Origin of the sequence: Serratia sp. BIGb0163, from assembly GCF_024809935.1 — a bacterium.
Classification (GTDB): Bacteria; Pseudomonadota; Gammaproteobacteria; order Enterobacterales; family Enterobacteriaceae; genus Serratia; species Serratia quinivorans.
Window position 1 is genome coordinate 75833 of sequence record NZ_JANUDZ010000002.1, and the last position, 12638, is coordinate 88470.

The 12638-nt window shown below is 48.9% G+C and carries 11 protein-coding genes; 4 read left to right on the top strand and 7 right to left on the bottom strand.

Going from position 1 to position 12638, the window contains the following annotated elements; genetic code table 11:
• Position 1: 1 nt before the first annotated feature.
• The 3 genes from M2406_RS11215 to M2406_RS11225 are packed head-to-tail and all read left to right on the top strand — an operon-like array spanning position 2 to position 3086.
• Positions 2-826, top strand: a complete 825-nt coding sequence (locus M2406_RS11215) for an HNH endonuclease (RefSeq protein ID WP_259190018.1) — start codon at positions 2-4, stop codon at positions 824-826.
• On the top strand, positions 823-2646 hold the full coding sequence (locus M2406_RS11220) for a DEAD/DEAH box helicase (protein ID WP_259190019.1): 1824 nt from the start codon (positions 823-825) through the stop codon (positions 2644-2646). Before M2406_RS11215 ends, M2406_RS11220 begins: the two co-directional genes overlap by 4 nt.
• Positions 2646-3086: an EcoRII N-terminal effector-binding domain-containing protein gene (locus tag M2406_RS11225; RefSeq protein WP_259190020.1), complete on the top strand. Its 441-nt coding sequence runs from the start codon at positions 2646-2648 to the stop codon at positions 3084-3086. Before M2406_RS11220 ends, M2406_RS11225 begins: the two co-directional genes overlap by 1 nt.
• A gap of 208 nt (positions 3087-3294) precedes the next feature.
• Here the strand turns inward: M2406_RS11225 and M2406_RS11230 are convergent, their stop codons facing one another.
• The 6 genes from M2406_RS11230 to ascF all read right to left on the bottom strand — a co-directional run bounded on the left by M2406_RS11230 (position 3295) and on the right by ascF (position 10536).
• The gene (locus tag M2406_RS11230; RefSeq protein ID WP_259190021.1) at positions 3295-4536 is read right to left on the bottom strand and encodes a type II restriction endonuclease; all 1242 of its coding nucleotides are present in this window, start codon (positions 4534-4536) and stop codon (positions 3295-3297) included.
• A 314-nt stretch (positions 4537-4850) separates the two neighbouring features.
• Positions 4851-5324 (bottom strand): very short patch repair endonuclease, encoded by a 474-nt coding sequence (locus tag M2406_RS11235; protein WP_259190022.1) that lies wholly within the window; start codon positions 5322-5324, stop codon positions 4851-4853.
• Positions 5325-5332: 8 nt separating this feature from the next.
• Positions 5333-6766, bottom strand: coding sequence for a DNA cytosine methyltransferase (locus M2406_RS11240; RefSeq protein ID WP_259190023.1), 1434 nt, complete (start codon positions 6764-6766; stop codon positions 5333-5335).
• Positions 6767-6940: 174 nt separating this feature from the next.
• Positions 6941-7267, bottom strand: a complete 327-nt coding sequence (locus M2406_RS11245; protein ID WP_259190025.1) for a hypothetical protein — start codon at positions 7265-7267, stop codon at positions 6941-6943.
• A gap of 359 nt (positions 7268-7626) precedes the next feature.
• Positions 7627-9057 carry a 6-phospho-beta-glucosidase gene (locus M2406_RS11250; RefSeq protein WP_259190027.1) on the bottom strand — a complete coding sequence of 477 codons (1431 nt, stop codon included), beginning with the start codon at positions 9055-9057 and terminating at the stop codon, positions 7627-7629.
• 27 nt (positions 9058-9084) lie between these two features.
• Positions 9085-10536: a PTS cellobiose/arbutin/salicin transporter subunit IIBC gene (gene ascF, locus M2406_RS11255; protein ID WP_259190028.1), complete on the bottom strand. Its 1452-nt coding sequence runs from the start codon at positions 10534-10536 to the stop codon at positions 9085-9087.
• 286 nt (positions 10537-10822) lie between these two features.
• On the opposite strand from ascF, the gene M2406_RS11260 reads away from it, so the two are divergent.
• Positions 10823-11857 (top strand): LacI family DNA-binding transcriptional regulator, encoded by a 1035-nt coding sequence (locus M2406_RS11260; RefSeq protein ID WP_259190029.1) that lies wholly within the window; start codon positions 10823-10825, stop codon positions 11855-11857.
• Here M2406_RS11260 and M2406_RS11265 read toward each other — a convergent pair.
• On the bottom strand, positions 11854-12621 hold the full coding sequence (locus M2406_RS11265) for a helix-turn-helix domain-containing protein (protein ID WP_012005034.1): 768 nt from the start codon (positions 12619-12621) through the stop codon (positions 11854-11856). The genes M2406_RS11260 and M2406_RS11265 overlap by 4 nt on opposite strands.
• Positions 12622-12638 lie beyond the last annotated feature (17 nt).

A 12638-nucleotide genomic window follows, 5' to 3' on the forward strand; every position in this document is an offset into this window, starting at 1 on the left:
GATGCTTACAGAAAAGAAGCAACTGATTGTAAGAGAATTGGAAGAAGGTACTGGTGCGAGGATCGCTGCTGCGGTTGATCTTAGTGGATTGCGTAGTGGTCTTCGAATCTGGTTTGACGATCTGGACGAGAACCACGGTCCCCTAGCAGAACTCCGTCCCTATGGGTTAAAGGGACATCGTATAGATTTAACTTTCGGAAAGTTTTCTGGAGTGGTACTAAGACAAATTCAAAATGCGTCTTCGGAAGACATCCAGTTGGCTCGTGCGTTAGTAGCTACGATTCGTAAGGATATTGTGGTTCTAGTCTCTGGGCAAAATATTGCTGAGTGGAGTATCTCAAACGGTACTTTCCGGATGACAGCAAAAATTCGAGATCTTGAACAACCATTAGAAGATGCATCGGTTATTGCCACTTGTCATGATGTTATTGTACCAATGATGGCAGCCATGGCTGAACTCATAGGATACGACGTCATTGATGAGCTCTCAGATAATGAAATCCCTATTTTTGAGGGGGGAATATCGCAATCAGTAGTGAAACGTAGAGAGCGAAATCCACGTAATCGGCTCCTATGCATTCGCATTTATGGTGAGAAATGCGTAATCTGCGGGTGTGAACCAAGGCGGGTGTATGGAGAGGCTGGTTCTATCATAGAAGTTCATCACCTAGAACCTTTGGCTTCGCTTACAGAACCACGACCTTACGATCCTCGTGTCGATCTAGTGCCTATTTGTCCAAACTGCCATCGTGCGGTTCATTCAAGGCGTCCATATCCCTTTGGGATCGAGGAGCTCAGAAGTTTGATAAAGGTGCCACTGTTATGACCGATTTTACACACTTGCCGCATACTATAGAGGAACTTAGAAAAGTTGCTCCTGAAGGTTTCACTATTTCTGAACATGTCCTCGATCCGCTCATTATCATCAGCAAGTCTGAAATGAATACCGTGGTGCAACTTGCGGGTATGCGTGTTGTTAGGGGAACCAAAAGTATTTTTAGGGCGCCAACTATTTATCATTCATGGGTGGTAGATGGAACTATAATTCGCCCTCTTCCGCGGGATGCGGTGTACTTATTCTCAGATATAATGAAAGGTTATGATCATGAAAATATTTCCTACAGTTTTGCAATTCAACTTTTGCGCAGAAAAGATTATGCAATAGGCATTGAACCTGACGAAATTTTTCTCAAGGCAGGTCAGATTACGGCTAATGATTTTAGCGAAGAAATTAAAATACCAGGCCTGACAGCTACGCTGTTCCCTTATCAGGCACGTGGTGTTGGCTGGATGTGGGAAACGCTTTGTCATACGGGAGGAATTATTCTTGCAGATGAAATGGGTCTTGGGAAAACTATCCAAATAATTGCATTGTTGTTAATGGAACCACTTGATAATGAAGCGCCAGCACTGATTGTGTGTCCAACTAGTTTAATTTTAAACTGGGTCAGAGAGTTTTCTCGGTTTGCAAAAAATATATCTGTGATGGTTCATCGTGGGCCAGAAAGAACTGGGGTCTATAGTGGACTTCAACGAGCAAATGTCGTAATTACTACTTATGATACGATGGTTAATGATATTTCCTTATTTTCTTCTTTCGAATGGTCATGGGTGATCTGTGATGAAGCACAGGCCATAAAAAATCCAGATTCGAAGAGGCGTCAAGCTATAGCTAAGATACCACGTCGACGAACTATACCAATGACGGGCACTCCAGTAGAAAATAGGCTGTTAGATCTTTGGTCATTGACTGATTTTGCAATACCAGGGTTGCTTGGGAAGCGTGATGAGTTTGAATTAAATTACCCTGATAGTATTGAATCCGCCAAAGCGGTTGGTTGCTTCACTGACCCCATAATATTAAAGCGCAGGGTTGCGGATGTTGCTAGTGATCTTCCTGAAAGACTCGATATTGATGTTCCACTTGAGTTGGATGAACAGTTATCAAGTGATTATTTGTATGTCCGCGAAACTACTTTTGCAAATTATCCTATTGCTGGGGCGTTGGTTGCTACGCTTCAATTACAGTTATTCTGTGCACATCCTTGGCTCCAACAGCAAGATTGTGAGAGTGATCTAAATGGAGAGAATGCGGAAATTATACGTGCGCATACATCTCCTTTTATCACTCCTAAAATGGAACGGGCAATTACTCTTCTCGAAGAAGCATTTTTGAATGGGAAAAAAGTTATAGTTTTTTCCATTTTTAACAGGATAGGAGACTTATTGAGAGAGGCCTTTGTGGATTACTCAACGGTTTATTGGGGAGCGATTAATGGCAGCACTCCCCAGGATATACGACAGAAGATAATAGACGAGTTCTCGGCTAGTGATTGTCCGGGATGTTTGATCCTTAATCCCAAAGCTGCCGGCGCAGGCCTAAATATCACGGCTGCAACAGTGGTTATTCATTTTACACCCGTATGGAATCCTGCATTGGAAGCGCAAGCAAGCGCTAGAGCTCATCGTAGAGGTCAAACACAGCCAGTCACTATCTTCCGACTTTTCTACAAAGATACTGTTGAGGAAATAATGATCGAGCGTTCACAGTGGAAAAGCGAACTAGCGAATGAAAGCATTCCTGTTTCTACCAGGGATGCCATAGATCTCAAACGTGCGCTAGAAATAACGCCAAGGAGTATATAATGAAAAAAATATTCAGTAAGGTACTTAGTGCAAATGATGTAGGCACTACAGGAGCTCATCAGGCGGGAATATTGGTTCCAAAAACCAACTCGGAACTACTTACTTTCCTGCCTTTTCTTGATCCATCTATTAAAAATCCAGATGCATGGATAGAAGTGATTGATGAAAATGGAATAGGGAGAAGATTTCGGTTTGTTTATTATAATAATAAAATTCATGATCCTGAAGGAACTAGGAATGAATACAGAATAACGCATATGAAAAATTACTTTAGAGATGTAAATGCTAAAGAAAATGATACTTTTGAAATATCAAAAGAAATGAACTCAACGCACTACACTATTAGAGTTATAAATAAAAATAATGATCTTAGTGTAGTTGAAGATAAGGAAGTAAGTGTTAGAATAAAAATAAGAACCAGTTGGCGCCGTGTTCATTAGTGTTTGTATTTATTTTACTCTATAAGAGTGGTGTTGCATTCTTTAAATTAATGTATTATGTTGTGTTTCGGTTCGTGGTTGTAACATTGTTTGTTATGCATGGGGCAATCGGCAGCAAGAGTGGGGTGCTAATTTTTGTTGCCGATTAAGTTAATTTTCATATAACTATTAGTGAAATATTAAAAACTGGATAATATTTTTTATAAAGCTATACATTATTATGTGATTTTATTTTATTTATAAATGAACAAATGCTCGTTAGTTGTTGTTGAGAGCCTTCTGGGTACGTTTCCCAAATAGGTAAAGGAACAATCAACTGTAATGATTTATTTTTCATTTCAAATAATTGATTGACACTGATGCTAGGTTGAATAGTTACCAAATATTTAGTTGTAACACGATCACCTTCGGCCAGAACCTGACGCCAACGATCTTTGCATGTTGTTTTTGCACCTAGTAGAAACAGCTTTTCTTCAGGGAAGTTATCGTCAAGATAAGCCTTGAAGGAAGGGAATAGAAAATCAGGTTTTGAACGATTCTCTGTAGTGTTTTTTGATGAACCCTTCTCAAATTGCAAGCCATGCAGTTTAAAAAGATGGCTCAGATGATTCTCGAAAGCAAAACCTACGCGCGACTTTCTACGATTTTGGACGCTCAATGAAAAAGCAACAAATGCGTCAACATCACAACCATCATCCCCAAAACCTTGCAGTAATCGTGCACGGACTAAATGTCGTTCATAGGTTCTAAACAGATGTTCTTCTTCTGTCAGCCAGATCATCAACGCATCATCTGGGTCTTCAAGAGGGGCGGCAGGTTTACGTGAGCGAGCAAGCTCGGAGAACTCGTTGGATTTGGGTAGGCCGTTTGGATAACGTTCGAGCAAAAATGCCAATAGTTCTTCATCACCTTCCTGCCCTGGTTCAAAGGTGACACCAAGTTGTTCGAGCAGCATTTGCACGGGGAGTAGAAGTTTTTTATTTCCAATTTTCGAGGACTGAAAGCTTTCATTTAGCTCGCCAGTCAGTCCGAATAGGTTTCGAAGCTGTGCTTCTATATTGGTGCCTGCTGGTGAAAAACACATAAGGAGAGTGCTATTCTCTTGTAGTGCTATTAGAAAAAAGTCACCTTCCTGGAGAAGCTCTGTCACATAATTATCATGGTAATAGAGACGATATTCAGGTGAACGTGTAGGTGAGCGGCGACGAGAGTCATACCAAGTGACACGATCATCTACAATAAGTGGGTCTTCCATTTCATCATTGAAATAGACCATCTTACAGGCGAATTCAAACGTTTCAGTTTTCCCCGGTTTACCCAGCACCTCTCCAAACCCCACTTTAACCAATCCACCGATCTCATGCTGGTTTGAACGGGACGAGTCTGCATCAACAGCACTCAAATGTTTCCCGGCCGCGACATAAAAAATGTCCCTTAGTATCTGATTCATAGTGATTTTCCGGTTATAGAGCAAACGGTTTGTCTACATGCACCAGAGTGCATTTGTATGGTCGGGCAGGGCAGTTTTGATATCTGTAACGGGGAATTTTTTGATATGGATATATCAGTTATCCAATAAAATTCTTCGTTAACTAACTATGAAGTTAAGATACCAGACGGCCACATAGGAGGCCCATGAGTTGTGCAATCTAACTCATAATTAAAGATTAATTATCCATGTTATTGAATAGATGTCGATGATGAAAGATGAGGTTTTTAGTTTTTCTTGAGAAGGGAAATTAACTTGACGGGAGTATTACGATGCTAATTATTTAATTGATGAATACCTTTGGAATCAATAACAGCATGTGAGTCGCTTGCACATAACCACTCTTCAATCCTTTCTGATAATGCGTTAGCTGAAAGCTTTATTCGGCCTTTCAGAGAACACTCCCAGATGATCAATTCACGCCAGCCTTGTTCTGTCAGTAGTCGGGTGACGTCATTATCCCGCCTGACATTTGAATCGATCTTTTTTAGCCAAAACTCGGTTCTTGTCGCGGGCACTTTGAACAGGTAACAATCATGATGATGCCAGAAGCAGCCGTGGACGAAAATTGTGGCTTTGTAGTCATCAATAACGAAGTCAGGTTTACCAGGGAGATCTGATACTTGGGTGCGGTAAGTTATCCCAGCTTCATCCAGAACCCGGGATAACAATTTCTCAATGGCTGTATTTTGATTACGTATCGCCCTCATGTTCTTGCTTCTGATTGAGGGGGAGTGTACGTCAGCCATAATTTACCTTATGCAGCTTCACTTTTGTCTTTTGAAACAGCAGAAGCAATGTAAGGCTCCAGTAGTTTAGCTACGGCTGCGAATGCCGGCACAATTACTGAGTTACCAAATTGCCGATATGCCTGAGTGTCCGATACTGGGATACGGAACTCATTTCCATCATCAGGAATCTCGAATCCCATAATCCGGGCACATTCTTTTGGTGTCAAACGACGAGGTCGATTTGCCTGATTCTCGGGGTTTGCAAAATCTTTCTCTCCAAGATCCATGTCCCAGCCTCGATCAATCAGGATCTCTGAACCATCTTTGTGGTAACGGGCTGAAAGCGTCCTGGCAATGCTTGATTCATTTTTCGGATTCACTAAACCAAAGCCGAAACCATTGCCTTTTGCCTGGTGTTTTTTTGCATAGTTATAAAGATACTTCCACAGATGTTCTGTAAGAATATATTTTGGAGGAACATCCTTGAGTAGTAGTTCACCAAATGATGGTCTTTTCTTCGGGAAGAACTGGTTCAATTTTTTGAGTGAAAAATCACCATGAATATTCAAGTCACGACGGAATCCAACCAGTACAATGCGTTCGCGATGTTGGGGTAAGAAATTTTTTCCATCGATGATTTTAGGATCGCCAGGACCTGTATCTCGGGCATCAGCAACTTCGTAACCCAGTTCATCCAGTGTTTCCATGATAATTTTAAAAGTTTTCCCTTTATCATGGCTTTTAAGGTTTTTGACGTTTTCTAACAGGAAAATTGCAGGTTTTTTAGCAGCAATAATTCGGGCTACGTCAAAGAACAATGTCCCCTGGGTTTCACACTCAAAACCGTGAGCTCTCCCCAGAGAGTTCTTCTTTGATACTCCTGCCAGGGAAAAAGGCTGACATGGAAAACCTGCCAATAAGACATCATGATCAGGGATTTCTTTGTCTATATTTTTATATGCTTCTTGATCAGGTATATCATCATTTTCGCTAAGGGTTATTTCGCGAATATCCGAGTTGAACTTGTGCTGCGCGGGGTCACAGTACCAGTTAGCTTTGTAGGTGCGAACGGCCTCTTTGTTCCATTCGCTGGTAAACACGCACTGCCCACCAATCTCTTCAAACCCTTTACGAATACCGCCGATACCTGCAAACAGGTCAATAAAACGAAACTTATAGTTCGGATGAAACGCCGAAGGTTTTGGTAACATTGATTGCAGGAATACCACCTCTCTTTCTGTCAGAACCTTTTGCGGTGTTTTCCCTTTAAGCCAGCGATTGAGAGACTCTCGCGTCCATTCGCTGCTGCCACTGACTTCACGCAGAAGCTCAGCGATGGCTTTCTGATCGTAAATGCCCGCCAGTTTTTCGACGAGTGCCTTGTCTTCTTCCTGCTGGACTAACTGTTGTTGTTCTGCTTCGGCTCGAATATTTTTCGCACGTTCATGCAACTCTTGCATAATGACTCTTCCAAATTAGGAATGATTTAGTGATAGCCTATCACTCATTATACCCAGTTGAAAGATGTCTGGATAAATATCCAGTACAATGGCTGAAAATGAGTGGTCTGGACCTGATACAACAGGGCTGGCTGAAATCTACCCTGTTGCTGATTGTTCACGAAGCCAGCACGTTTACTTCATGACATCGTGAAATTCCATTTCTCTCAATGCCCGGCCATGCAGGTTACATAGTGCAGGGAGCAGATGAGCAGTTGCATTCAAATAACCGTTTACATGTTCCCAGTCGAGGGCATTGAGCCGAGAATTATGTTGCAGAAGCTCATTGAACAGTATCAATCCGTTGCACAAGCCTTCTGCCTGTTCTGCCGATAATGCAGCCAGATCGAGAAGTTGTGATGGTGTTAACTCTTGCAAGTCGATTTTGCTAAACAGCTCCCGATAAAGAGTGAGGGTGCTGGTGACTGTTTCTGAATCTATATTGCGGCTGATGTTTTCCATATCGGTCATTTCCATTGGGGGGAGAAATACCGCTACCAAAAGAGACGCTAAACTCGGGGTGGTAGCTCGAGCGGAGTTAGCGTAACCGGCCCCAACGGATCCCGGCCTTCCCGGAGGAAGCACCACCCGAGCCACCATTGTTTGGGTGCGCATCGGCATGCCGAATTTATACCATATTCGGACAGGGTTGGGGGATTCGGAACGCTAACTCCGGCTGCGGATTGTGCCGCAGCCAACAGACTATAACTCCGACGGAAAGGCTAAAAAACAACCTGTATAGAATTACAGGGGCTTACTGTCAGGTCTGGAATCCAGCTCGCAACTATCACCACCATCGGTACTCATCGCACCCACCCCCATCACCCCAAATCGGCCCCATTACTGGCAATCACTCGTTTGTACCACCAGAAAGATTTCTTGCGGGTGCGGGCGAGGGTGCCGTTGCCGTTGTCGTCGCGGTCGACGTAAACCAGGCCATAGCGCTTGCTCATTTCCCCGGTCGAAGCCGCCACCAGGTCAATGCAGCCCCAGGTGGTGTAGCCCATCACCGGCACGCCGTCGGCGATGGCGTCGGCCATGGCGCGGATGTGTTCGCGCAGGTAGCTGATGCGGTAATCGTCGGCTATCTCGCCGTCGGCGTTGAACTCGTCGTGCGCGCCCAGGCCGTTTTCCACCAGAAACAGCGGTTTTTGGTAGCGGTCGTACATCATGTTCATGGTGATGCGCAAACCCAGCGGATCGATGCCCCAGCCCCAGTCGCTGCGCGGAATATGCGGGTTGGTCAGGGATTTCACCACGTTGGCGGCGCTGCTGTTGTTGTCGTTCATATCGGCAGAGGCGCAGCGCGAGGCGTAATAGCTGAAGGAGACAAAATCGACGGTGTTCCTCAGGATCTCGCTGTCGCCTTCTTCCATCGCGATGCTCACGCCTTTCTCGCGGAATACCCTGGCAGAGTAAGAAGGGTAGGCGCCACGGGCCTGCACGTCGATAAAGAACAGGTTCTCGCGGTCTTTTTCCAGCGCGGCCCACACGTCTTCCGGCTTGCTGGACCAGGGGTAGAAATTGCCGCCGGCCAGCATGCAGCCCACCTGGTTGGCGGGGTTCACCTCGTGCGCAATGCGCGTTGCCAGCGCACTGGCCACCAGTTCGTGATGTATGGCCTGGTATTTTACCTGCTCGGGGTTCTCGCCTGCTTCAAACACTAGTCCTGCGCCGGAGAACGGGCTGTGCAGCACAATGTTGATCTCGTTGAAGGTGAGCCAGTATTTCACCAGCCCGTCGAAGGCTTCGAAGCAGGTGCGGGCATAGCGGGTGAAAAACTCCACCATCTTGCGGCTGCGCCAGGAGCCATACTCGGTCACCAGGTGCATCGGCACGTCGAAATGGCACAGGGTCACCAGCGGCTCGATGCCGTATTTGCGGCACTCTTCGAACAGACTGCGGTAGAAGGCGATGCCTTCCGGGTTGGGCGTCAGCTCGTCGCCGTTCGGGTAAATCCGGCTCCAGGCGATGGAGGTGCGGAATACGCTAAAGCCCATCTCCGCCATCAGCGCAATGTCGTCGCGGTAGCGGTGGTAAAAATCAATGGCGTCGTGGCTCGGGTAAAACTCGTCTTCGCGCAGGCTAAAGCGCTTTTCCAGGCCCAGTTTTACCGGCATGCGGTTGGGGCCATGGGGGATCATGTCGACCGTGGTCAGCCCTTTTCCGCCCTCCAGATAGCCACCTTCAGACTGGTTGGCGGCCAAGGCGCCGCCCCATAAAAACCCTTGCGGGAATGTCGAATCAGACATGAAATCCTCTGTAACTTAAATAGTGCTTCATTGGGTATTCGCGGCGTTAACGGTATTCGTCGCCGGGGCCGGGGGCGCGGTTTGAGCCTCTTCGCTTTCCGGGATGTCTTCAAAGCCCAAAAGCAGCGTGAGCACGAACGACAGCACCACGGCGAGCACCATCACGCCGCCGACCCAGACAATGCTCATCGGGTTGGTCGGGTCGAAGAACTGCACGCTGGTGAACAGGCCGGGCGAAGCCATCGAATGGCTGGCTAACCCGCCGATACCGGCGACGGCACCGCAGATAAAACCGCTGATCAAACTGGCGATCAACGGGCGTTTGAGCCGCACTGCCACGCCGTACAGTGCCGGTTCGGAAATGCCCGCGACAATGGCGGAAGCGGCGGCGGCCAAGGCGGTCTGGCGCAGTTCGCGGTTTTTGGTTTTGAACGCCACGGCCAGCGAAGAGCCGCCGAGCGACAGGTTGGCACCAATCTCCGAAGGCATCACCATGCCCTCTTTGCCGGTTTCGGCGATGGTCTGAATGATGGTTGGCGTGAATACGCGGTGCATGCCGGTCATCACCAGCAGCGGCCAAATGGCCCCCATAATGGCGACGGAAAGCCAGCCCAGGTAGCCATGCACGGTGTACACCAGCGCCGAAATCCCGCTGCCGATCCAGATGCCGACCGGGCCGATAAACACAATCGCGATCGGCGCGGCAACCAGCACAATCAGCATCGGCTTAAGGAAGTTCTTGGTCACCGCCGGTGTGATGCGGTCAACCCAGCGCTCGATGTACGACAATATCCAGGTCATCACCAGCGCGGGGATCACCGTGTAGGTGTATTTCACCGCCGTCACCGGGATGTAGGCGAACTCCACCGCCTGGCCCTGCGCCGCCTTGGCCATCAGGTCGATAAAGTTAGGGTGCAGCAGCACCCCGGCAATGGCGATTGCCAGTGACATGTTGGTTTTGAATTTTAGCGCCGCAGAGGCGGCCACCATCACCGGCAGGAAGAAGAACGCGCCGTCGCCAATCACGTTCAGTATCACCAGGGTCGACGAGCCTTTTTCGAACACGCCGAACATATCCAGGATCATCGCCAGCAGTTTCACCATCGAACCGCCGATGATGGCCGGGATCAACGGCGACATGGTGCCGATCAGGGCGTCGAGAATGCCGGCACCAATGCCTTTCAGGGTGATTTTGCGTTTTGCCGGAGTGGCGGTGGGGGTGTTACCCGGCATGCCGAGCGCCAGCACCGCCTGATAAGCCTTCGACACTTCATTGCCGATGATCACCTGGCATTGCTCACCGCTGTGCACCACGCCCAATACGCCATTAATGGCTTTCAGCGCCGGGGTGTCGACCAGCGCCTTGTCTTTCACCACGAACCGCAGGCGGGTCATGCAGTGGGTCACGGCTTCAATATTGGTGAGGCCACCCAGCGCCTTCACGATAGCGGGTGAGATCTCTGCGTAATTCTTCGGCATGGAATTATCGTCTCTTTAGATAGGAATTCGGATTGCCCAAAGGCGAACTTTTATTGCCTGGGCGATCCGCCGTTCCATCTGAATGAAACGCCCATAAGAAACCGGTTTCACAAAATCATGATGTGATATTTGTTTGGTGGCAAGAATTATGATTTTTTGGTTTTTTGTTTCGTGATGGTGGTCACTTTTGGTTCAAGGGTGGCGACGGAAGCGGGCGTGAAAACATTCCAAACCGGGGGCGTCTTGGGTAGACTGCGCTGACTCAATCGACTTTGACGGCGCAGAGATGGCAACAATACTTGAGGTAGCGAACAGGGCGGGCGTGTCGAAAGCGACGGTGTCCCGCGTGTTGTCCGGCAGCGGCTACGTCAGCCCGGAGAAGCGTGAACGGGTGGACAAAGCCATCGCCGAAACGGGTTACCGGCCCAATCTGCTGGCGCGCAATCTGGCGACCAAAACCACCCAGACCATCGGGCTGGTGGTGACCAACACGCTGTACAGCGGTAACTACTTCAGCGAGCTGATGTTTCAGTCGGCGCGCATCATGGAAGAGCACGGCCGCCAGTTGATTTTGGCGGACGGCAAGCACACCGCCGCAGAAGAAAAAGCCGCCATTGAATACCTGCTGGATATGCGCTGCGACGGCGTGATCATCTACCCGCGTTTTCTGTCGATTAGCGAAATGGACGAGATCATCTCCCGGCACAAGCAGCCGATCCTGGTCATCAACCGTCGGCTCAGGCTGAACGACAGCTACTGTATTTTTAGCGATCAACACGCTGCCAGCGCGACGGCGGTGCAGCAGCTGATCGAGCGGGGGCATCGCGATATCGCTTTTATCACCGGCTCGCTGGATTCCCCTACCGGGCTGGAGCGGCTCTCAGGCTACAAATCTGCGCTGGCGGAACATGATATTGGCGTAAAAGACGCGCTGATTGTCGAAGGGAAGTGGAACGCGCAAAGCGGCATGGCGGCGGTCGATAAGCTGTTGGCCGGCGGCCACACCTTTAGCGCGATTGTTGCCAGCAACGACGAGATGGCCATCGGCGCCATCAAGCGGCTGACGGAATGCCAAATCCCGGTGCCGTCCGCCGTGTCGGTGATAGGTTTCGATGATATTCCACTGGCCCCTTATACCATTCCCTCACTCTCCAGCATGAAAATGCCGGTGTCCGAAATGATTAAGGAAACTATCCATCGGCTGGTGTCGATGCTGGACGGCGGCGAACTGAGCAAGCGCCCCAGCTTCCCGGCCAGCCTGATGCTGCGAGATTCGGTGGCGGCGGGGCCTTATTGGTTGGCAGATAAGGCGCGCGGTTAACGGCGGATCAGCATATAGGCGCGCGGCGAACTGCCGGTCATATTTTTAAAGAAGGTTGAGAAGGCGCTGTCGCTGGAGAATTCAAGCTTGCCGGCGATATCTGACAGGCCGTATCCCTCCGCCAGCAGCTCAATGGCTTTGATCAAACGCCATTGCTGGCGCCACTGCTGGTAGCTCAATCCGGTCTCCTTACGAAAGATACGGCTGATGGTTTTCTCCGAAGCGCCGCTGTAGCGCGCCAGCTCATTGAGCGGCGGTACTTCCTCCATGCCGGCCAACTGCCGTAAGCGGCGGTCCTTGGGCAGCGGCAATAAGGTCAGTTCGCGCTGTGCATGCCGTATTTCGTCCAGGCATACGGCAAGAATATTGGCGCTGGGGCCGCTTTCCCACTGGGTGGTAAAGTCGGCGAGGGCGATCCGCTCCAGCACTTCCCGCAGCAAAGAAGAGGCCGACAGCACTTCCAGATGGGGCGAAAGGCCGGGGTAGCGGTGGTTGTCGAGATAAACCGAGCGATAACCCGCCACGCCGGTAACCTGAACACGGTGCACCACCAACGGTGGGATCCAGGCAATGCGCGCCGGCGGCAGGAGGCAAATGCTTTCATTGAGCGTGATGCGCATACAGCCCCGTTGGCTGAACAGCAACTGCCCCATGTTGTGCCAGTGCGGCCCGGAATCATGTTGCGCCAGCTCGGCCGCAATGCCTAACACGCTATTGTTGATAGCATCGGGATCAAATTCGTCCTGTGCGCTGAGCCATGCCATAAGTCTGTCCGATTCTA

Bases quoted from the DNA above. Each gene is read 5' to 3' on its own strand.
- M2406_RS11260 (WP_259190029.1), top strand. From the start codon at position 10,823: ATGGCAACAATACTTGAGGTAGCGAACAGGGCGGGCGTGTCGAAAGCG.
- M2406_RS11245 (WP_259190025.1), bottom strand. From the start codon at position 7,267: ATGGAAAACATCAGCCGCAATATAGATTCAGAAACAGTCACCAGCACC.
- M2406_RS11265 (WP_012005034.1), bottom strand. From the start codon at position 12,621: ATGGCATGGCTCAGCGCACAGGACGAATTTGATCCCGATGCTATCAAC.
- M2406_RS11215 (WP_259190018.1), top strand. From the start codon at position 2: ATGCTTACAGAAAAGAAGCAACTGATTGTAAGAGAATTGGAAGAAGGT.
- M2406_RS11220 (WP_259190019.1), top strand. From the start codon at position 823: ATGACCGATTTTACACACTTGCCGCATACTATAGAGGAACTTAGAAAA.
- M2406_RS11230 (WP_259190021.1), bottom strand. From the start codon at position 4,536: ATGAATCAGATACTAAGGGACATTTTTTATGTCGCGGCCGGGAAACAT.
- M2406_RS11225 (WP_259190020.1), top strand. From the start codon at position 2,646: ATGAAAAAAATATTCAGTAAGGTACTTAGTGCAAATGATGTAGGCACT.
- M2406_RS11240 (WP_259190023.1), bottom strand. From the start codon at position 6,766: ATGCAAGAGTTGCATGAACGTGCGAAAAATATTCGAGCCGAAGCAGAA.
- M2406_RS11235 (WP_259190022.1), bottom strand. From the start codon at position 5,324: ATGGCTGACGTACACTCCCCCTCAATCAGAAGCAAGAACATGAGGGCG.
- M2406_RS11250 (WP_259190027.1), bottom strand. From the start codon at position 9,057: ATGTCTGATTCGACATTCCCGCAAGGGTTTTTATGGGGCGGCGCCTTG.
- ascF (WP_259190028.1), bottom strand. From the start codon at position 10,536: ATGCCGAAGAATTACGCAGAGATCTCACCCGCTATCGTGAAGGCGCTG.